Source organism: Pseudomonas sp. PONIH3 (genome assembly GCF_002934345.1).
GTDB lineage: Bacteria > Pseudomonadota > Gammaproteobacteria > Pseudomonadales > Pseudomonadaceae > Aquipseudomonas > Aquipseudomonas soli.
In genome coordinates this window covers 1,312,210-1,332,362 of sequence record NZ_CP026386.1, presented here as the reverse complement: position 1 = coordinate 1,332,362, position 20,153 = coordinate 1,312,210, and the positions used below count along the sequence as shown (strand labels likewise).

Below are 20,153 nucleotides of genomic sequence, written 5' to 3'. Positions count from 1 at the left end.
GAATACAGTTAGGCATGATCAATCAACACATTGACCGGAAACTCCGCCAGCACGGTGCTTAACATCAGCTCCCTTGAAGGGCTGACCGCACCGCCGCCGAAAAGTCCCGAACAGTTGGCAGGCGACAGGGCAAACGGCAGTACAAGCCGGGTATCGTCCCAGTTCTGTGCCGGGATCAACGGAGTGGCGGCCGCGCCCAGCAGGGCGCTGGCCAGCCGTGGCACGACGATGACGGCGCGCTCGCCCTGGCCGAGGCGGGCAAAGGCCAGCACCTGGTCGGCGTGGCGGCCCTGCACGGTCAGTGGCAGGTAGGCGCCGCGCTGGAACAGCTCGGGATGGGCCTGGCGGGCGTCCAGCACGCGGGCCACCAGGACCTGCTTGATGCGGCCATCGCGCCAGTGGGCGAGCAGCTCGGCGAGTGGCGTACCGTCGTCGAGGCTGGCGCGCCTGGCCGGGTAGTCCACCGGGCGGCGGTTGTCCGGGTCGACCAGCGAGAGGTCCCAGTATTCGTTGCCTTGGTACAAATCCGGCACGCCGGGGGTGGTCATGCGCAGCAGGCACTGCACCAGGCCATTCAAGGCGCCGGGACAGGCCAGGCGCTGCGCGGCCTCATGCAGGGACTGGCGCAGCTGCTGGTTTTCCTCGGCCAGCAGCAGGCCGTCGACATAGGCCGCGCAAGCCGCCTCGTAGCGTTCATTGGGCGCCGCCCAGCTACTGCGCAGCTTGGCCTCGCGCAGCGCCTTGCATTGCCATTGGCGAATACGCTCGGCGTAGCGCTGCAGGCCTTGCGCATCCTCCAGGTCGAGCTCCAGCGGCCAGCTGCCGAGCAGCGTCTGCAACAGCAGCAGCTCGTCGCCGGGGCTTGGCGCCTGCCCATCGTCCAGTGTTTCGCGCAACGGCGCGGCCAGCTCGCGCCAGTGCTCGACGCGGCTGGCCAGCCAGGGCGCGCGTTCGCTGAGCACGGCCAGCCGCGCGCGGCAGTCTTCGCCGCGCTTGTGGTCATGGGTGGCGGTCGCCAGCAGGTTGTCGGGAAAGTCGCGCAGGCGGCGCTGTGCTTCGTTGTGGAACCAGGCGGCGTCGGCGCTGAAACGCTCAGCGTCGAAGCCCACGTCGTTGCGCGACAGCAGCCGGGCGGATCGATAGAACGCGGTGTCTTCCACGGCCTTGGCGGCGCTGGGGGCGGTCAGTTGCTGGAAGCGCACACAGGCGTGGCGCAGATGCTTGCGCGGGCGGCCTGGCGGCAGGTGCCGCCAGGGTTGGCCGCCGAGCCAGCGTTCGAGTTGCTCGAGCAGCGGCCAGTCGGCTTCACCCAGCGACTGGCGCGCCCCGGCCAGCGCCTGCTGGAAGAACGCCTCGTCCTCGGCGGGCCGGCCGCAGGCGTTGATGTAAGTGCGGTACACCGGGTAGTACTCGACCAGCGCCTGCAACGCCCGGCGAATCGCGCCGAGGGTGAGGTCGCGGGTCATCAAGTCGTCGCGGGCCACTTGCAGCAGGGCCTGGGCCACCGATTCGCAGTCGCCGGCCAGGCTGGCGTTGAGCACCAGGAGTCTGGCAATGCGAACCTCCTCGGGGAATTCGGGACGCTCGCTGGTACTGCGCCATAGTTCCTCCAAGGTGAGCTCGCCCGCAGGGTCGTGCTGCAGCAGCGACACCTGGTTCATGAACTCGTAGCCGGTGGTGCCGTCGGTGAGCCAGTCACGGTGCAAGTGCTCGTCCGTGCCAAGGATTTTCTCGACGTAGATGGGGAAGTGCGCCAACGCGGCATCGACGGGGCGTCGCGCCAAGAGCGAGTCGACTCGGCGGCGCAGGTTGCGGCAGTAGCGGCGTGGATCGGCCAGGCCGTCGATATGGTCGATGCGCAGGCCATCGACCAGGCCGCGCTCGATCAGCTCGAACAGCTTGGCGTGGGTGGCCTCGAACACCACGGCACGCTCCACGCGCAAGCCGCCGAGTTCGTTGATGTCGAAGAAGCGCCGCCAGTTGATGTCGTCGGCGGCGGTGCGCCAGCTGGCCAGGCGGTAGGTCTGGCGCTCGAGGAGTAGGTGCAAGCGCTTGAAGCCTGCTTCTGCGCGGCTGTCGAAGGCGGCGAGGGCTGATTGCGGATCCGCGCCGGCAGCGGCCAGGCGCGCCAGTTCGCGGTGCAGGGGCTGGACTTCGCGCAACGGCTCTGCCGCTTCGCCGAGGGCGCTGAAATGCGCCGCCAGCGCTTGCAGGCGCGGGTCCTCGGCCTGGCCGAGAATTCGGGGATAGTCCAGGGGGCAGATCGGGAAACGGTGCTCATGGTGGGCAACTTCGAAGCGCCCGTGGTGCGCATCGAAGGTCAGCGGGATCTCGCCGTTGTGCAGGGCGGCGCCATAGTCGCTGCCCAGGAACGGCAGCAACAGTTGTCCGGCCAGCAACGGATCGCTGGAGTGCCATTGGATATCGAAGAACTCCGCGTAGGGGCTGCGCCGGCCCCAGGCCAGCAGGCTCTGCCACCAGGGGTTGTCGGCGCCGCCTACAGCCATGTGGTTGGAAACCGTGTCGACGATGAGCCCCATGCCATGCTGGCGCAAGGCCGCTACCAGGCGTTCGAGCGCTGCCTCGCCGCCGAGTTCGGGATTGACCCGGGTCGGGTCGACCACGTCATAGCCATGGCGCGAGCCTGCGCGGGCGGTGAGGATCGGCGAGGCGTACAAGTGGCTGATTCCCAGCCGGGCAAAATAAGGTACCAGCGGCACCGCGTGGTCGAGGGTGAAGTCGCTGTGCAGTTGCAGGCGCAGAGTGGCGGTCAAGGGTTTCATCGGTCACGCTCCCAGGCTTGTTCGCGGGCCTGGGCCAGCAGTTCCAGACGCCGGGCGGCGTCCTCGTCGTCCAGCAGTTCGCGCACCGACGCCTTGAAGCGGCGGCGCCAATTGGGATGGCCGGTGGTGGTGCCGGGCAGGTTGGGTTGCTCGTCGTTGCCCAGCAGGTCTTCCAGGGGCACCAGTACCAGCGGCGCGCGGGTATGGCCGACAAAGCGGATCGCTGCGTCGATCAGTGCCGAATCGTCGCGCAGTGGCCCGTAGTTCTGTTCCAGGGTGCGGCGCAGGCCGTCGCGCTCCAGCGCCCGGGTATGGCGCCAGTGCAGCTCGGTGGCGGCATCGATCAATTGCAGGCGGTGGCTCCAGTCGATATCACGGCCGCTCAGCCAGCCGGCGAGTGGGGCCAGGTCATGGGTGCCGGTGGTGGCCAGGGCGTTGTCCGGCCAGTCGAGGATCGGTGTGAAGCGTCCGGGGGGCTGCTGCTCGAATGGCAGCACGCGCATGCCCAGCACGGCCTTGTCGGCCAGGCGTTCGCGCAGGCCCTCGGGCACGGTACCCAGGTCCTCGCCGAGGATGATCGCCTGGTGCCGCGCCGACTCCAGCGCCAGCAAGCGCAGCAGGTCGTCCAGTGGATACTCCAGGTAGGCGCCTTCGCTGGGCTTGGCGCCACGCGGGATCAGCCACAGGCGGCGCAGGCCCATCACGTGATCGATGCGCAGGCCGCCGGCATGGGCCAGGTTGGCCCTCAGCATCTCGATGAAGGCGCGGTAGCCGTTGCGTCGCAGGCCTTCGGGGGAGAACGCGCAGATGCCCCAGTCTTGCCCGGCGCGATTGAGTATGTCGGGCGGCGCGCCGACGTTGAGTTCCGCCAGCAGTTCGTCCTGGCGGCTCCAGGCCTGGCTGCCGGCACCGTCCGCGCCCACTGCCAGGTCGGCGATCAGGCCCACGGCCATGCCGTTGCCGCGTGCCGCGTCCTGGGCCCGCTGCAGGCTGCGCTCGGCCAGCCACTGGCAGAAGGCATGGAACTCAACCCGCGCCGGATAGGCGTTGGCGAAGGCTTCGACCTCGGGGTCGTAGGGGTCGTGCCAGGCCTTGGGCCAGTTGCGCCAGTCCGCGCCCAGGCCGCTGCTCACTGCCTCGGCCTGCAGCACTTCGAAGCGGCAGTGGTGTTCCAGTTGCTCGCCGGCGTTGGCGCGGAAACTGTCGAAGTCTGCGCGCAGGGGGTGCTCGCCCTGGCTGAAATGCCGGTAGAGCGCTTCGAGCAGGCGCAAACGGGCCTCGGCGGCCCTGGGCCAGTCTACCAAGGTGTGCTGCTCCAGGGCTTCGAGAGTGGCGTCCAGGTCACAGGCCTCGGTGGCCATGCGCACTTCGCGTTCGCCGAAGACCACGCCGGGGCTGGCATAGAGCACATTGAGCAGCAGGCGGCTGGACGGCGAATAAGGGCTGTAGTGGTGCTGGTCGAAGGCCGACAGGGTGTGGATCGGGCTGATCGCCAGGGCATCGGCACCGCGCTCGGCGGCGTGGCGCGCCAGTTGTTCCAGCGCCAGACAGTCGCCAAAGCCGCCGTCGCCGGGGCGCCGCAGGCTGTACAGCTGCACGGCAAGGCCCCAGCAACGGGGCGGGGGTTGCTCCACGCAGTCTTGCAAGGCATGGCAACGCGCCGGTGCCACGGCCACGGTACAGGTCCGGCCATCGATATCCAGGCGGTGATAGCCCAGGGGCAAGCCGGCCGGCAGCCGCGCCTGGGCGTCCAGGGTCAGACTGCGCTGGCTGCCGTCTTCCAGACTGCAGCGGACCTGGCTGGCGGCGCTGAAGTAACGCTGCAGGTCCAGGGGCTGGTCGATGTCGACGGTCAGCAGCGGTGGCAGGTGCTCGCTGTCTTCGGCCTGCTCCACGGCGCGCAGGCTGGCGTCGATCTCGGCAGCGTTGCCGGCCGGGTGGCCAAGGCCGGCGAGCACCTGGCGCAGCACGTTATCGCTGACCTGCTGCGGGCGGTTGTTGGCATCGATCCAGTCGCGGGCCAGGCCCACCCGGGCGGCCAGGCGGTGAAGGGGCTCTGCGCTCATGGCATCTCCTGGTCGGGGGGCAGCAGGCTCACCACGCAGCTGTGCGCGGCGAGCATCGAGTCGGGGTGGGCGTTGTCGCTGCTGTCGAACAGGCGGCGGGGCAGGGCCGGCAGGGTGTCCGGCTGGGGCTGGGCCTCGAGGTTCAGGTCGATGCGCAGCTGCTGGCCGTCGCCCAGGCGCCAGCGGGCGGTCAGCGCCTTGGCGCCGAGTACCTCGCAGCCCTCGGCGCGGGTGCCGGGCAGGTGCGGGATGACATGGCGCCTGCGCAGTTCGAGCAGTTGCTGGTACAAACCGTGCCATCCGGCCAGCACCTCCTGTTGCCTAGGTTTGGAGGTCTCGAAGGTGGTCTCGGCGTTGGGGTCGGGTATCTGCTCGCGCTTCTGCGGGTCGGCGAAGGCCTCGAAATGGGCGAACTCGCCACGCCGGCCTTCACGCACGGCATCGGCCAGCGCGTCGTGGAAGTCGGTGAAGAACAGGAACGGCTTGCGGCTGCCGTCGTCGTCGCCCATGAACAGCAGCGGGATCATCGGCGCCAGCAGCAGCAGGGTGGTGGCGGCCTTCAGTGCCTGCGGCGGGCAGAGCCGGGACAGCCGTTCGCCCAGGGCGCGGTTGCCGACCTGGTCGTGGTTTTGCAGGAACAGCACGAACGCGCTGGGCGGCAGGTGGCCACTGGGCTCGCCGCGGGGCCTGCCGTGGCGATCGGGCTGGCCCTGAAACACGAAGCCTTCGGCGAGGCAGCGTGCCAACTGCTCAATCGGTCGATCCTTGTAGTCGGCGTAGTAGCCTTCGGTTTCGCCTGTCAACAGTACGTGCAGGGCGTTGTGGCCGTCGTCATTCCACTGCGCGTCGAAGCCTTGCTCCAGCAGCCTGGCCTGGTTGTGCTCGTTTTCCAGCACCAGCCAGACCTCCCGCCCGGGCTCGACCGCAGCGCGTACCCGCTGGGCGAGTTCGACGAGAAAGTCCGGCTGGTCGATGGCGTGCACCGCGTCCAGGCGCAGGCCGTCGCAGCGGTAGTCGCACAGCCACATCAGGGCGTTCTGTATGAAAAACTCGCGCACCTCGGCGCGACGGAAGTCGATGGCCGCGCCCCAAGGTGTCTGGCGGTCTTCACGGAAAAACGGGCTGGCGTAGCGGTGCAGGTAATTGCCGTCCGGGCCGAAATGGTTGTACACCACGTCCACCAGCACCATCAGACGCTCGGCGTGGGCGGCGTCGACCAGCGCGCACAGGTCTTGTGGGCGGCCATAGCTGTGCTGCGGGGCGAATGGCAGCACCCCGTCGTAGCCCCAGTTGCGCTCACCTGGGAACTGCCCCAGGGGCATCAGCTCGATGGCGCTGATGCCCAGCTCGGCCAGGCGCGGCAGCTGCTGGGCCACGCCGGCGTAGCCATCGAGCAGGCCTACGTGCAGCTCCTGGATCACTGCCTCGTGCCAAGGCCGCCCCTGCCAGGGATGGCGCCAGGGATAACCGCTCAGGTCCACCAGTTCGCTGGGGCCCTGTACCCCCTCCGGCTGGCAGCGCGAGGCCGGGTCGGCCACCGGCAGTTCATCGTCGATCAGAAACCGATAGCGTTCGCCCGCTTGGCAGGGGGCGACGCCGGTATACCAGCCCTCGTCGTCGGGCAGCAGTGCCACAGGTGGCCGCTCCCCGATCGTCACGCTCACGCTGCGCGCATCCGGCGCCCACAGGGCGAAGCGCGCCGACGTGGCGTCCAGTAACTGTGCGCCATGCTTGTGCATCGTCGGCTCTCCGCTCAGTAGTAGGCGTGCTGGGTCTGCTTCACCAGGTCTTCGTACAGCCGCGCGTAAGGTTCCACCGCCTGGCACCAGTTGAATGGCTGGGTCATCGACAGGCAGCGCATGGCATTGAGCAGGTGCTTCTTGCCATACACGTAGAAAGCGCGGCTCAGGGCCTCGCGGTAGCTGTCCACGGTGGAGTCGTCGAACAGGAAGCCGGTCACGCCGTTCTCGATGGTGTCGGCCAAGCCGCCCGTATTGCGTGCCACCGGCAACGAGCCAAAACGCTGGGCGTACATCTGGCTCAGGCCGCAGGGCTCGTAGCGCGATGGCATGAGCAGGAAGTCGCTGCCTGCGAACATGCGCCGGGCGTCGGTCTCGTTGAAGCCGATGCGCACGCCGATGCGGCCGGGGTGACGCAGGGCCAGGTCGCGCATGGCCTGTTCTTCCTCGGGTTCACCACGGCCGATGATGGCGATCTGGCCGCCTTGCTCGACGATGTAGTCGGCCACGCCCAGGGTCAGGTCCAGGCCTTTCTGGTAGACCAGTCGCGAAACCACGGCAAACAGTGGTCCCTCGCTCGCTTCCAGGCCGAACAGCGCACGGACCTGGTCGGCATTGCGTGCCTTGCCCTCCCAGTCGTTGATGCTGAAGTTGTAGTCCAGGTGCTGGTCGGTGGCCGAATCCCAGCTTTCGTCGATACCGTTGGGGATGCCGCCGAGCAGGCCTTGCTGGGCTTTGCTGGCAAGAAAACCGTCCAGGCCACAGCCGAACTCGGGTGTGGTGATTTCCTTGGCGTAGGTGGCGCTGACCGTGGTGATCTGGCTGGCGTATGCAAGCCCGGCCTTGAGGAACGACAGCTTGCCGTAGAACTCCATGCCTTCCTGCTGCATGGCGTGGTCTGGGATCGCCAGCTCCGGGCTGCAGCCACGGCTGTACACGCCCTGGTAGGCCAGGTTGTGGATGGTGAACAGGGTCGGGGTGCTCAGGCCGCGCCAGTGCATGTAGGCCGGGGCCAGCCCGGCCGGCCAGTCGTGGGCGTGCACCAGGTCGGGGCGCCAGTGGGCCATTCCTTCGCCGGCGGCTATTTCTGCAGCCGCCAGGCCCAGGCGGGCGAAACGAATGTGATTGTCGGGCCAGTCGCGACCGTTGTTGGCGCCGTAGGGCGTGCCGTCGCGCTGGTACAGCTCGGGGCAGATCAGCACATAGATAACCAGGCCGTCGGCCAGATCCATGCGGCCGATCTTGCACGGCGGCAGCGCGGCGTGGCCGCCCAGTTCGCCGACAATGTGAATGGGGTTGTCGCTCTCGACCACCTGGCGGTAACCGGGGATCAGCACGCGCACATCGTGCAGGTGCGCCAGGGCACGGGGCAGGGCAGCGGACACGTCGCCCAGTCCGCCGGTCTTGACCAGGTCGGCGATCTCCGAGGTGACGAACAACACCTTGCGCTTGTTCGGGTTATGCTGGCGCTGCGCGCCGGGTGCCTTGCCTGTCGGGGCGAGGGCCGCAGGCAGCGGCTCGCGGTTATCCGGGTTGAATGACTCTACGTGAGGTTCGACAGCGGCACTGATCATACTTCTCTCCGTCCCTTGTTCTGTGTACTTGGCGTTGGCTCGTGGGTCTGCTCTCTGATCGTTGTTGCATCTTCGTAGTGCGTTCCTTGCCCCAGATTCGTGCGCGCAGGCACGGCACGCTCGGCATTCCCGCCGAAAAACGTATGGACTGGTTGGGGGTGTGGGCCTGGCGTGAGGCAGTCCTTTTGCTTCGGCCCTACTTAATTCCTGACCTGCCCGGGTTTTGGAAAGTTCGACTTTTTTACCTGACTTTTTCCGAGCAAAACGCGGGCCGAAACTGGAGTGTAGGAGACGAAGCGGTATGAAAGTGACCCATTGGTCATTTTTGTGGCGATGCTTTGCCCGCGCAAACGTTGGCGAGTTGTTGCAAAATATGAGGGTAGACGGCGTAGGCGATCCGGATTCGCCACAGGCGCGGCACAAGGTGAGCACAGCGGGAAACTGTGAAGAGGTGGGAGCCTGGCAGCTCCCACGCAGATGGGGCGTTGATTCAGAGGCCGGCGGCCTTGCCTTGCAGGCGGGCCTGTTCAAGCAGCAGGTTCAGCTCGGCGACCTGCTGGCGCAGGTCATCGCGCTCATCCTTCAACTGGCGCAGCTCGTCGCGGCGCACGGTGACATAGAGGGTCTGGGTGGGAGTGGCAGGCATCAGGGTACCCATGGACACACCTCGTATGGCTGGTGACATTTTGAAGCGTAGACGCTTCACGCGGCGCGCATTCTGAATTCTTTGCAGGCCCTTGGGAACTTTTTTGTTTATCGTTGTCGCCCCGTTCGTCGGTGAACCCTACGCCAGAACGCTGGACTAATCTGAAATCTTCAATTGTTGTAAAGCAAAACCAACGGGAGCGTCGGCACATGCAACTGGGAATCATCGGGCTTGGCCGCATGGGCGGCAATATCGCAAGGCGCCTGATGCGCGCAGGTCACAGCACTGTGGTCCACGATCGCAACCGCGAAGCCATCACTACCCTGGAAAGTGAAGGGGCCGTCGGCGCCCACGACCTCGGGGCGCTGGTGCAGAAACTCAAGGCGCCGCGCGCGGTGTGGGTCATGCTGCCCGCCGGCGAAATCACCGAGCAGACCATCGCGCAACTGGCCGACCTGCTCGAGCCGGGCGATGCGATCATCGATGGTGGCAATACCTTCTACAAGGACGACGTGCGCCGCGCCGCCGAGCTGGGCAAGCGTGGCCTGCACTACCTCGACGTCGGCACCTCCGGCGGCGTGTGGGGCCTGGACCGTGGCTACTGCATGATGATCGGCGGCGAGAAAGAAGTGTTCGAGCGCCTGGAACCGCTGTTCAAGGCGCTCGCCCCGGGCGTCGGTGACATTCCGCGCACCCAGGGCCGCAGCGGCGAGCACGAGCGCGCCGAACACGGTTACATCCACGCTGGCCCGCCCGGCGCCGGTCACTACGTGAAGATGGTGCACAACGGCATCGAGTACGGCCTGATGCAGGCCTACGCCGAAGGTTTCGACCTGCTGCGCAGCAAGGGTGGCCCGGAGTTGCCGCAAGAGCAGCGCTTTGACCTCAATGTGGCCGAGATCGCCGAAGTTTGGCGCCGCGGCAGCGTGGTCACCTCCTGGCTGCTGGACCTGACCGCCGACGCGCTGGTGGCCGACCCGCAACTGACCGAATTCAGTGGCTCGGTGTCCGACAGCGGCGAAGGGCGCTGGACCATCGACGCCGCCGTCGAACAGGCCGTGCCGGTGCCGGTGCTGTCCAGCGCGCTGTTCGCCCGTTTCCGCTCGCGCCAGCAGCAGGGCACCTACGGTGACAAGATCCTCTCCGCCATGCGCCTGGGCTTCGGCGGCCACGTCGAGAAAAAGAAGGACTAAATGACTAAACCGACCATCCCCGCGGCGCCGCCATGCACCTTGTTCCTGTTCGGCGCCAACGGCGACCTGGTCAAGCGCCTGCTGATGCCGGCGCTGTACAACCTCAGCCGTGACGGCCTGCTCGACCGCAACCTGCGTATCGTCGGGGTCGACCACAACCCGGCCACGGCCGAGGACTTTGCCGCGCGCCTGCATGCCTTCATGCAGGCGCGGGACAAGGGCGCGGAAGGGAGTGCCAAGTGCCTGGACGAAAAGCTCTGGGCGCGCCTGGCCAAGCGCCTGGACTATCAGACCGGCGACTTCCTCGACCCCGAGACTTACCAGGCCCTGGCGCGGCGCATCGCTAAAACCGGCCATGGCAATGCCATTTTTTACCTGGCCACCTCGCCACGCTTCTTCCCCGAGGTGGCCCAGCGCCTGGGCGACGCCGGCCTGCTCGACGAGTCGGGCGGCGGCTTTCGCCGGGTGGTGGTGGAGAAACCCTTCGGTACTGACCTTGCCAGCGCCGAAGCGCTCAACGCTTGCCTGCTCAAGGTGATGAACGAGCGGCAGATCTACCGCATCGACCATTACCTGGGCAAGGAAACCGTGCAGAACATCCTGGTCAGCCGTTTCTCCAACGGCCTGTTCGAATCGTTCTGGAACAATCATTACATCGACCACGTGCAGATCACCGCCGCCGAAACCGTCGGCGTCGAGACGCGCGGGGCGTTCTACGACAACACCGGCGCTCTGCGCGACATGGTGCCCAACCACCTGTTCCAGCTGCTGGCGATGGTCGCCATGGAGCCGCCGGCGGCCTTCGGCGCTGATGCCGTGCGCGGTGAAAAGGCCAAGGTGATCGGCGCCATCCGTCCCTGGTCGCAAAAGATGGCCCTGCGCAATTCCGTGCGTGGCCAGTACAGCACCGGCAAGCAGGGACGCAAGAAACTGCCCGGCTACCGCGAAGAAGCCAATGTCGCCCCGCACAGCCAGACCGAGACCTATGTCGCGCTCAAGGTGATGATCGACAACTGGCGCTGGGCGGGGGTGCCGTTCTACCTGCGCACCGGCAAGCGCATGAGCGTGCGCGACACCGAGATCGCCATCTGCTTCAAACCGGCGCCCTACGCGCAGTTCCGCGAAAGCGAACTGGAGCGGCCCAAGCCCAACTATCTGAAGATCCAGATTCAGCCCAACGAAGGCATGTGGTTCGACCTGCAGGCCAAGCGCCCTGGGCCGGAGCTGGTGATGGAAAATGTCGAGCTGGGTTTCGCCTACAAGGACTTCTTCAAGATGACCCCGGCGACCGGCTACGAGACGTTGATCTACGACTGCCTTACCGGCGACCAGACCCTGTTCCAGCGCGCCGACAATATCGAGAACGGTTGGCGTGTCGTGCAGCCGTTCCTCGATGCCTGGGCGGCCGAGGGTGGCGAGGTGCATGAGTATGCGGCGGGAGAGGATGGCCCCGAGGCCGGTGATGAGTTGCTGGCGCGGGACAAGCGCGAGTGGCATACGCTGGGGTGAGCTTGCAGCAACCTACCGCCGTTGGCGGTAGGCGCGCAAATATGCCCTACAAAGTGAACGACAGCGCCGAGAACACCATCCCGCCACTGCCCGCCCAGCCCATGCAGAACTGGCCTTGCTCGGCTTCGCCCCGGCTCATCGCATCAAAGATGCCGAAGGGAATCGACGCGGTAATGATGTTGCCGGTCTTGTGCCCGACGTGATGCAACTTGTGATCGACGCCGATCATCTGGCCAATATGTTCCCACATCTTTGGCGAGCCGGTATGGATGAACACTTTGTGCACGTCGTCCGCGGTGAGTTTTTGCAGGTTGAAGACTTTGATCGCTTCGTTACGACCATCTTCGTGCAGGGCGGCGGCATAGGAGTTGAATTGATATTGGCCACCGGTGAGTTCGATCTTGGCGATATCCGCCTCGTTGCAGAACAGTTTCCAATCCGGCAACGAGATGGTTGACAAGTCACTCAGGTCGGGTCGGTTGATGTACGAGAACTTGAAGTTGTCCGTTGCTTCATTACTGAGGATGGTGACAACGGCGGCTTCACCGATGGTAAAGCTCGGGAACTTGTAGGCCAGTTCGGCCGGCGACTGCAGCGAGAAGTTCTTGGGCATCACCGGCCCGCCCGCCGACATGCCGAACTCCATGTTGACGATGGCGGCGTAGCGGATTTCACCCGCCTGCATCTTGCTGTTGATGACGTCCATCGCCGTCACCCAGCCGTTGCAGGCGTCGACCACATCGAAGTTGCGGCAGTTCAGCCCCAGTGCCTTGGCTATGAAGGTACTGTTGGCCGGCTCGATGAAGCCACGGGTGACGTTGGGGTAGATCAGCAGGTCCAGGTCGGCCTTGCTGATATTGGCCTGGGCCAGCGCCGCGTCGAAGGCCGCTTCCATCAATTGCATCGGCGTCTCGTCAGCCGCCAGCCAATGGCGGGTGTCGCTGCCGCTTTTTTCCAGCAACTTGCCGATGGTCTTCAGTGTTTTCGGCAAGTCTTCCTGGAAAGTGTTGCGGGAGTGTTCTTCCACCAGGTTGATAACGTCCTGGTTGCTGACGCAGCGTGAGGGCAGTATTCCGGATAATCCGACAATCTTCATAAAACGTCCTTGTTGAAAGTAGTGACTCAGCGCAATGGTTGCGCACGGGCAGAAGCTTAATCATCCTGATAAGCAACCACTGGCGCGGTATTTCTAACACAGCGCAACAGTGAATCAGTGCCGTGGATCAATGTTCCTGCGCATCGATTCCAACGCCTCGGCAACCTGCGCCAAGTACATCTCAACGGAACCGGCAATCGCGCTTCGGCATCCAAACTCACGCCCACCGCCTGAGGATCCGAGATGCCCGCCCTGATCGAAGACTACGCCCTCATCGGCAACTGCCGCAGCGCCGCCCTGATCAACCGCGACGGCGCCATCGACTGGTTGTGCCTGCCGCGCTTCGACGCCCCCGCAGTGTTCGCCGCGTTGCTGGGCAACGAGGAAAACGGCCGTTGGCGCATCGCCCCCAGCGACCCGGTCGAGCACAGCGCGCGCCGCTACCTCGACGACACCCTGGTACTGGAAACCACCTGGACCACCGCCAGCGGCCGCGCCCGCGTACTCGACTGCATGCCCCTGGGCGAGGCCAATGCGGTTTTGCGTATTGTCGAGGGCCTGGCCGGCGAGACGGCGTTCGAGATGGACCTGGTGCTGCGCTTCGACTATGGCCGCAGCGTGCCCTGGGTGGAGAAGCTCGACCCGCTGACCCTGAGCGCGGTGGCCGGCCCCGATCGCCTTATCCTGCGCAGCAGCACCGAGACCCATGGCCGGGACCACCACAGCGTTGCCCGGTTTCGCGTGCGCGCCGGTGAGCGTCAGGTGTTCAGCCTTTGCCATCAGCCCTCGCACCTGCCTGTGCAGCCCGGTTGCGATGTCGACCACGACCTCGAGCAGACCATCAACCAATGGCAGGCCTTCGCCGCCCGCTGCCCCGACGTCGGCCCATACACAGAGCGGGTACGCCGTTCGCTGCTGACCCTCAAGGCCATGACCTACGCGCCCACCGGGGGCATGGTCGCCGCCGTCACTACCTCGCTGCCCGAGCGCGTCGGTGGCGAGCGCAACTGGGACTACCGCTACTGCTGGCTGCGCGACGCCACCATGACCTTGCTGGCGCTGATGAACCTCGGCTACTTCGACGAGGCCCAGGCCTGGCGCGAGTGGCTGCTGCGCTCGGTGGCGGGCAACCCCGAGCAGATGCAGATCATGTACGGGCTGGCCGGCGAGCGCGACCTGCCGGAGTTCAGCCTGCCCTGGCTGCCCGGTTACGAGCATTCGCAGCCGGTGCGGGTCGGCAATGCCGCGTCCGAGCAGTTGCAGCTGGATATCTACGGCGAACTGGCCGACGCCATGACGCAGGCCATCAAGGGTGGGCTGCCGCGTCATCCGCGCAGCGCCGCCATCGCCCGCTCGATCCTGCCGTACCTCGAAAGCATCTGGCGCGAGCCGGACGAGGGGCTGTGGGAGGTACGTGGCGGTCGCCAGCACTTCGTGCACTCCAAGGTCATGGCCTGGGTTGCCTTCGACCGCTCGGCGAGCCTGGCCGACACCACCGAGGAAGGGCGTGAACGGGGGCGACATTACCGCCAGGTGGCGGACCAGATCCGTGACGAGGTCTGCCGTCGCGGGCTGGATGCCGACGGGCGTCACTTCGTTCAGGCCTACGGCTCGACCGAGCTGGACGCGAGCCTGCTGCAGATCGCCCTGACCGGTTTTCTGCCGGCCGACGATCCACGTTTCCTGCGCACCCTCGAACAGATCGAAACCCGCCTGCTGCGCAACGGCCTGCTGCTGCGCTACGACAGTGACAGTTGCAGCGACGGCCTGACGCCAGGGGAGGGGACGTTCCTGGTGTGTTCGTTCTGGTTGGCGGATGTCTACGTGCTGCTGGGGCGGCAGGAGGAGGCGCAGGCGCTTTATGAGCGGCTCACGGCCTTGTGCAATGACGTGGGATTGCTGGCCGAGCAGTACGACCCGGTGGGCAAACGGATGCTGGGGAATTTTCCGCAGGCGTTCAGCCATATTGGCATCATCAATACGGCGTTGAACCTGCGCCGGGCGCAGTGTCCGGTGCGGGAACGGGCGACTTGTGAATAAATAAGCAAGTACCTTGCAGGTGTGCTGTATTGCTTAAAGGTTTGGTCGTGTGGGCTTTTTGCTAAGTTCCATTTTTTTTGTCTGTAATGACCAATTGGCTGTGCGCACAAGGAATGCATCAAGTGCTGATATATTGGCCGCGTAGTCGCGTACGTGCCCTTTTTCAGGTGATTGCACTAAATTTCTAATGATGGCACCTAGGAATTGGTGTATTTCAATCTGTTTATGAATTTCTACGGGGTCGAGTGCGGCGAGCTTGTGGCTTAGAGTGTTGTTTACTGAGGCGGTATAGTTTTGGTTGGTTTTTGGCTTTTTTATGGTTAACGCATTTACCCACTGCCCGTGCGCGATTTTATTTCTCAGGCTGCTTGGGTCTTTGATATATGTGGTAATTGTGTTTTTGATTTTTGTTAGCTGCTGAGATTTTATATGGCTTGATAGGCTGGCAGTAGATTTGCTCATGGCAATATTGCTCATCTCTATCCAGCCATCTGCTATCCCATTTTCTTTTTTGGCAAGAATTGAACAAATTTCAGAGTAGTTGAAGCCGTGTTCGGTGAAGGCAATTTGTAAGAATTGAGACTCTGACCATGCAGAGTATAGAAGGGCAAGAATTTTTGTTTTGGATGTGACCTGAAAGTCAAAGTTTCGCTTTATGTCGACATTAATATCTTTGATTAGGTTGTTTATGCATTTCCGAAGATATCGAACATTTTCGCTTTGAGCCATATAAATGGCTAGTATTTGGCTTTCGTTCACATTTTTCACTTTAGGGTGGGGGGGAAGGGAATCGAACCCTCATCTTTCCACCCTAAGGCGGAACGCATTATTCCTTATTATGCTACCCCCATTGAGGGCCTAGATTACGATTTACTCAGTCTAAGTTTGTAATCTAGGAAGGCTATACAGCACTGCTGTATAGCTGACGATGGACATTAAGGTCGTTTTAAATGGGTGTCAAGAAAATTTTGTGGCCTATGGCTATTATGCGAGCCGGTGGATGGGATTCGCAGCCGTGTTCTCTGATGGCGCGAGCGCGCGCATGCACCAATGGCTGGTGCAGAAACGAAGAGAAAAGCCCAAGACAGATCCTTTCCTTGGGCTCCCCGCTGACCCGAATTAACTTTCAGGCCACTGCCTCACGACCGGCACTGGCCACCTTGGTATGGCGCAAGGTCGGAATCAGGAACGCGATCGCCAGCACGCACGCGCTGACCAGCATCACGAAGCCACCGTCCCAACCGAAGTGGTCGACGGTGTAGCCCATCGCGGCGCTGGCCGCGACCGAGCCGCCCAGGTAGCCGAACAACCCGGTGAAGCCGGCTGCGGTACCAGCGGCTTTCTTCGGCGCCAGTTCCAGCGCCTGCAGGCCGATCAGCATCACCGGACCGTAGATCAGGAAGCCGATGGCGAACAACGCGATCATGTCGATGGTCGGGTTGCCCGGTGGGTTGAGCCAGTACACCAGGGTGGCCACGGTCACCAGGGCCATGAACACGATGCCGGTCAGGCCACGGTTGCCGCGGAAGATCTTGTCGGACATCCAGCCGCACAGCAGGGTGCCGGGGATGCCGGCCCACTCGTAGAAGAAGTAGGCCCACGAGGTGGTGTCGACGCTGAAATGCTTGGCTTCCTTCAGGTAGGTCGGCGCCCAGTCCAGCACGCCGTAGCGCAGCAGGTAGACGAACACGTTGGCCAGGGCGATGTACCACAGCAGTTTGTTGCACAGCACGTACTGGACGAAGATCTGCTTGGCGCTGAACTCCTGCTCGTGGCTCTCATCGTAGCCTTGGGGGTAGTCGTTCTTGTACTGCTCGACCGGCGGCAGGCCGACCGATTGCGGGGTGTCGCGCATGGTGGCGAAGGCGAACACGGCCACCAGCACGGCAACCGTGGCGGGCACATAGAAGGCCGCGTGCCAGTCGTTGGTCCAGGCCAGGCCCAGCAGGAACAGCGGGCCGATCAGGCCGCCGCCGACGTTATGGGCGACGTTCCATACCGACACCACGCTGCCGCGCTCTTTCTGCGACCACCAGTGCACCATGGTCCGCCCGCTTGGCGGCCAGCCCATGCCCTGGGCCCAGCCGTTGATGAACAGCAGCACGAACATGATCGTCACGCTGGACGTGGCCCAATGCGCGAAACCGAAAATGAACATCACCCCGGCCGAGATCAGCAGGCGAAGGGCAGGAAGTAGCGTGGGTTGGAGCGGTCCGAGACCAGGCCCATGAGGAACTTGGACAAACCGTAGGCGATGGCGATGGCGGAGATCGCCAGGCCCAGCTGGCCGCGGGTGTAGCCCTCTTCCTCGATGAGGTAGGGCATGGCCAGGGAGAAGTTCTTGCGCAGCAGATAGTAGCCGGCATAGCCGAAGAAAATCCCGGCGAAGATTTGCCAACGTAGGCGGCGATAGGTGCTGTCGACGCGCTCGTCGGGCAGCGGCGCCTGGTGCGCGGCAGGGCGGAAGAAGGCAAACATGTGAAGCTCCCAGCTTGTTATAGGTATGCGAAAACGAATTTTACATTTTCGTTACAGAAAAAATACCGGTTTTGCTGGGAAGTACTGTTGTTTTGTGAACCTTGGCCAGCGCTATCCGCACCCGAGCCCTCTCCCGCGCGACTTTCGCGCAAGAGGGGCTGTTCAGCGTCAGGCGCTTACTGATTGCGTGTAACCCGCCAAACCGTGTTGGCCAGGTCGTCGGCGATGATTAGCGCGCCTTTCGGATCGACCGTGACCCCCACCGGGCGCCCACGGGTCTTGCCGTCCTCACCGAGGAAACCGGTGGCGAAATCCACCGGCTCGCCGGCCGGCTTGCCGTCACGGAACGGCACGAAGATCACTTTGTAGCCCACCGGGTTGGGCCGGTTCCAACTGCCGTGTTCACCCACGAACACGCCGTCGGCGAAGGTTCCGCCCATGGCCGGGTTGGAGAAGGCCACGCCCAGCGCCGCCACATGCGAGCCGAGGCTGTAGTCGGGCTTGATCGCGGCTTTCACCTTGTCCAGGTTCTGCGGGCGCACGCGCTCATCGACGTTCTGCCCCCAGTAGCTGTACGGCCAGCCGTAGAACGCACCTTCGCGCACCGAGGTCAGGTAGTCCGGGACCAGGTCCGGGCCCAGTTCGTCGCGCTCGTTGACCACTGCCCACAGTTGGCCGTCCCCCGGTTGGATGGCTAGCGCGGTCGGGTTGCGCAGGCCGGTGGCATAAGGCCGGTGGGCGCCGCTCGCGGCATCGACCTGCCAGACCATCGCGCGGTCGACCTCCGCTTCCATGCCACGCTCGGTGATGTTGCTGTTGGAGCCGATGCCGACGTACAGGTAGCGACCGTCGGGGCTGATGGCCAACGACTTGGTCCAGTGGTGGTTGATCTCGGCGGGCAGGTCGGTGACCTTGGTCGGCGGGCCACCGGCCTGGGTCTGGCCGTCCTGGTAATCGAAGCGCACCAGCGCGTCCTGGTTGGCCACGTACAGCTTGCCGTCGGCATAGGCCAGGCCATAGGGCGCATTGAGGTGTTCGGCGAACACCGTCTGTAGTTCGTAGCGGCCATCGCCGTCGGCGTCGCGCAGCAGGGTAAGGCGGTTGCCGCCCTTGACCTGGGTGTTGCCCTTGGCCTTGATCTGGCTGGCGATCACATCCTTGGGCTTGAGTTTGGCGGCGTTGCCGCCACGCCCCTCGGCAACGAGGATGTCGCCATTGGGCAGCACCAGGATCTGGCGCGGGATCTTCAGGTCTGTGGCGATGGCGCTGACGCGGTAGCCCTGGGGCACTTGGGGTTTTTGCTCACCCCAGGCGGCCGGCTGGGCGATCTTCATGCTTGGCAGCAGCCCGCGTTCGGGGGCCGGCAATTTTGGGTCCGGGCCATGGGCCTGGGTCTTCTCGCCATCGCCGCCACAGGCGCTGAGCAGCAGGGCCATGCTCAGGGCGCTCAATGCGTGCTTCATGCTTCGCCCTCCGTGCGCAGGCGGGTCAGGCCGGCCCAGGTGGCGAGGATGGCCAGCATCGTGACCACCACTGACAGCACCAGGCCTGCGGGCATCACGGCCCAGGCGTCCTTGGCGTGCTCGAAGGCGTTGACCAGGCCCAGTACCCAAGTGACAAGCAGCAACAGCACATACAGCAGCGGGCGACCGGCCTTGCGTGGCGCACGGATCAGGTTGGCCAGGGCGAACAGCAGCGCCAGGCCGCTGGATAGCAGGGCCCCGGCGATCAGCCAGGCGGCGAAGTTGCTCCACTGGATCTGGTAGCTCTGGTAGTAGGCGATGTCGCTGAGCAGGGCGCCTAGAAACAGCGGCACGCTGCCGGCGAGCAGGGTCGCGTGCAGCGGCCCTGGGGTGCTACGGGGGAGGGTGGTGGTGGTCACTGGCTAGGCTCCTTGTCGATCGACGATCCTGGGTCGAGGGTGCTTAGATGAGGATCGTGATCGAGGCGCAATAGTTCAGTGGCGTTTGCCGTTGGCTTTACCGGCGCCTGCAGGAGCCTGGGTCTTGCCTGGGAAATTCAGTCGAGCACGGGTCGCAGGAAGCTTCGTTCATAGCTGAGGATGAAACGCTGCTCGGTAGCCAGGGCGAAGGCGGCGATGCACTCCGGGTCGGTTTCCGAGGCGTTGCGGTACTCCTCGTAGGTCGCCAGGCTGGGGAAGCTGAACAGCGCGTAGGCGACGTTGTTGGCGCCTTCGCTGGGCAGGAAGTAGCCATGGTGGCTGCCGCCCATGCGGTTGACCAGGCCGATCCACAGCTTGCCGTAGGCTTCGAAGGCGGGGACCTGGTAGGGGTCGATGATGTACTTGAGGTGGCAGGTGATCATTGCACGCGATCCTTTGGGTGAGCCGGCTGGCTCACCTTACAGGGCGTGGGTGTGGGCAGCTAGTGTGGTGTTTTGCAATTACGACCAGAAATCGCCGCGAGTTATGGTCGTTATTTGTGAAACACCACACTAGGGCATGGCCTGGCGCCAGATCAATTGCTCGGTGGGATAACCCTGCTTGCGCGCCAGCGCCAGTAGCTGGTCACGGGTCTGGTCACTGACGGTGGGGGTGCGCGACAGCAGCCACAGGTATTCGCGGTTCGGGTGGCCGACCACGGCCACGCGGTAATCCGCGTCGTGATACAGCACCCAGTACTCGCCCTTGGTCAGGTCCGGTGCCAGGCGGCTGAACCAGTTGTCGAAGCGTACCCAGAGCTTGTCGGTACGGCCGGGCACCTGCGCCTCGGCGATGCCGTTGGCCTGGTTCCATTGGCCGTCGTTTTCCAGGCAGCGGTTGGTGACGTCGATGCGCCCGTCCTCGCGCAGGCCATAACGGGCCTCGGACTGCACGCAGTTGCGCTGGAAGAACATCGGCAGGCGCGCCAGTTCGTACCAGGTGCCCTGGTAGCGCTGGAGCTCGACCTGTTGCGTGGTGGGTGGTGGCTGCTCGTCGCGGGCGCTGGTGCAGCCCGTGAGCACGAGGGTGAGACAGCAGCAAAACGGCACGGCCAGGCGCATCGACATGGGAAACCTCCTGAAGGGGG

14 protein-coding genes, 1 tRNA gene and 1 pseudogene are annotated in these 20,153 nt (G+C 64.4%); 3 read left to right on the top strand and 13 right to left on the bottom strand.

From position 1 onward, the window contains the following. Nucleotides 1–8 precede the first annotated feature (8 nt). The 5 genes from C3F42_RS06055 to C3F42_RS29590 all read right to left on the bottom strand — a co-directional run bounded on the left by C3F42_RS06055 (nucleotide 9) and on the right by C3F42_RS29590 (nucleotide 8,820). Nucleotides 9–2,783 carry a malto-oligosyltrehalose synthase gene (locus C3F42_RS06055; protein WP_094010498.1) on the bottom strand — a complete coding sequence of 925 codons (2,775 nt, stop codon included), beginning with the start codon at nucleotides 2,781–2,783 and terminating at the stop codon, nucleotides 9–11. Further along, nucleotides 2,780–4,849, bottom strand: a complete 2,070-nt coding sequence (gene malQ / locus C3F42_RS06050) for a 4-alpha-glucanotransferase (protein ID WP_104444178.1) — start codon at nucleotides 4,847–4,849, stop codon at nucleotides 2,780–2,782. Before malQ ends, C3F42_RS06055 begins: the two co-directional genes overlap by 4 nt. Beyond that, nucleotides 4,846–6,588: a malto-oligosyltrehalose trehalohydrolase gene (gene treZ / locus C3F42_RS06045; RefSeq protein WP_104444177.1), complete on the bottom strand. Its 1,743-nt coding sequence runs from the start codon at nucleotides 6,586–6,588 to the stop codon at nucleotides 4,846–4,848. Before treZ ends, malQ begins: the two co-directional genes overlap by 4 nt. Before the next feature lie 14 nt (nucleotides 6,589–6,602). Next, a complete protein-coding gene (glgA, locus tag C3F42_RS06040; protein ID WP_094010496.1) occupies nucleotides 6,603–8,162 on the bottom strand; it encodes a glycogen synthase GlgA in 1,560 nt (519 codons plus the stop codon). A gap of 490 nt (nucleotides 8,163–8,652) precedes the next feature. Further along, a complete protein-coding gene (locus C3F42_RS29590; RefSeq protein WP_023632543.1) occupies nucleotides 8,653–8,820 on the bottom strand; it encodes a DUF6026 family protein in 168 nt (55 codons plus the stop codon). Nucleotides 8,821–9,017: 197 nt separating this feature from the next. Here C3F42_RS29590 and gnd point away from each other — a divergent pair, with 197 nt between their 5' ends. Both gnd and zwf read left to right on the top strand, forming a co-directional pair. Continuing rightward, on the top strand, nucleotides 9,018–10,001 hold the full coding sequence (gene gnd / locus C3F42_RS06035; protein ID WP_038705789.1) for a phosphogluconate dehydrogenase (NAD(+)-dependent, decarboxylating): 984 nt from the start codon (nucleotides 9,018–9,020) through the stop codon (nucleotides 9,999–10,001). Beyond that, nucleotides 10,002–11,510: a glucose-6-phosphate dehydrogenase gene (gene zwf, locus C3F42_RS06030; RefSeq protein ID WP_104444176.1), complete on the top strand. Its 1,509-nt coding sequence runs from the start codon at nucleotides 10,002–10,004 to the stop codon at nucleotides 11,508–11,510. It abuts the gene before it with no gap. A 46-nt stretch (nucleotides 11,511–11,556) separates the two neighbouring features. Here the strand turns inward: zwf and C3F42_RS06025 are convergent, their stop codons facing one another. Further along, entirely contained in the window at nucleotides 11,557–12,537 is a 981-nt protein-coding gene (locus C3F42_RS06025) for a 3-oxoacyl-[acyl-carrier-protein] synthase III C-terminal domain-containing protein (protein WP_256586274.1), read from the bottom strand. A gap of 312 nt (nucleotides 12,538–12,849) precedes the next feature. Between C3F42_RS06025 and C3F42_RS06020 the strand changes: the two genes are divergently transcribed. Then, entirely contained in the window at nucleotides 12,850–14,646 is a 1,797-nt protein-coding gene (locus C3F42_RS06020; protein WP_104444174.1) for a glycoside hydrolase family 15 protein, read from the top strand. A gap of 33 nt (nucleotides 14,647–14,679) precedes the next feature. On the opposite strand, the gene C3F42_RS29300 is transcribed toward C3F42_RS06020, so the two are convergent. The 7 genes and pseudogenes from C3F42_RS29300 to C3F42_RS05995 all read right to left on the bottom strand — a co-directional run bounded on the left by C3F42_RS29300 (nucleotide 14,680) and on the right by C3F42_RS05995 (nucleotide 20,133). Next, nucleotides 14,680–15,405, bottom strand: a complete 726-nt coding sequence (locus tag C3F42_RS29300; protein ID WP_158659536.1) for a hypothetical protein — start codon at nucleotides 15,403–15,405, stop codon at nucleotides 14,680–14,682. Nucleotides 15,406–15,421: 16 nt separating this feature from the next. After that, nucleotides 15,422–15,495, bottom strand: a tRNA-Pro gene (locus C3F42_RS29295). A gap of 277 nt (nucleotides 15,496–15,772) precedes the next feature. Beyond that, nucleotides 15,773–17,124 (bottom strand): annotated as a pseudogene (glpT, locus tag C3F42_RS06015) (glycerol-3-phosphate transporter). Between the two features lie 176 nt (nucleotides 17,125–17,300). Then, nucleotides 17,301–18,587 carry a sorbosone dehydrogenase family protein gene (locus C3F42_RS06010; protein ID WP_104444173.1) on the bottom strand — a complete coding sequence of 429 codons (1,287 nt, stop codon included), beginning with the start codon at nucleotides 18,585–18,587 and terminating at the stop codon, nucleotides 17,301–17,303. Further along, nucleotides 18,584–19,006, bottom strand: coding sequence for a DUF2231 domain-containing protein (locus tag C3F42_RS06005; RefSeq protein ID WP_023629411.1), 423 nt, complete (start codon nucleotides 19,004–19,006; stop codon nucleotides 18,584–18,586). The genes C3F42_RS06010 and C3F42_RS06005 overlap by 4 nt, the downstream gene beginning before the upstream one ends. A gap of 137 nt (nucleotides 19,007–19,143) precedes the next feature. After that, entirely contained in the window at nucleotides 19,144–19,449 is a 306-nt protein-coding gene (locus C3F42_RS06000; protein WP_104444172.1) for an NIPSNAP family protein, read from the bottom strand. 129 nt (nucleotides 19,450–19,578) lie between these two features. Then, a complete protein-coding gene (locus C3F42_RS05995) occupies nucleotides 19,579–20,133 on the bottom strand; it encodes a lipocalin family protein (RefSeq protein ID WP_023629410.1) in 555 nt (184 codons plus the stop codon). Nucleotides 20,134–20,153: the final 20 nt, after the last annotated feature.

Excerpts from the sequence above, each read along its gene's own strand:
- glgA (WP_094010496.1), bottom strand. The coding sequence starts at position 8,162 with ATGATCAGTGCCGCTGTCGAACCTCACGTAGAGTCATTCAACCCGGAT.
- C3F42_RS06010 (WP_104444173.1), bottom strand. The coding sequence starts at position 18,587 with ATGAAGCACGCATTGAGCGCCCTGAGCATGGCCCTGCTGCTCAGCGCC.
- zwf (WP_104444176.1), top strand. The coding sequence starts at position 10,002 with ATGACTAAACCGACCATCCCCGCGGCGCCGCCATGCACCTTGTTCCTG.
- C3F42_RS05995 (WP_023629410.1), bottom strand. The coding sequence starts at position 20,133 with ATGTCGATGCGCCTGGCCGTGCCGTTTTGCTGCTGTCTCACCCTCGTG.
- C3F42_RS29590 (WP_023632543.1), bottom strand. The coding sequence starts at position 8,820 with ATGGGTACCCTGATGCCTGCCACTCCCACCCAGACCCTCTATGTCACC.
- gnd (WP_038705789.1), top strand. The coding sequence starts at position 9,018 with ATGCAACTGGGAATCATCGGGCTTGGCCGCATGGGCGGCAATATCGCA.
- malQ (WP_104444178.1), bottom strand. The coding sequence starts at position 4,849 with ATGAGCGCAGAGCCCCTTCACCGCCTGGCCGCCCGGGTGGGCCTGGCC.
- C3F42_RS06055 (WP_094010498.1), bottom strand. The coding sequence starts at position 2,783 with ATGAAACCCTTGACCGCCACTCTGCGCCTGCAACTGCACAGCGACTTC.
- C3F42_RS06000 (WP_104444172.1), bottom strand. The coding sequence starts at position 19,449 with ATGATCACCTGCCACCTCAAGTACATCATCGACCCCTACCAGGTCCCC.
- C3F42_RS06020 (WP_104444174.1), top strand. The coding sequence starts at position 12,850 with ATGCCCGCCCTGATCGAAGACTACGCCCTCATCGGCAACTGCCGCAGC.
- treZ (WP_104444177.1), bottom strand. The coding sequence starts at position 6,588 with ATGCACAAGCATGGCGCACAGTTACTGGACGCCACGTCGGCGCGCTTC.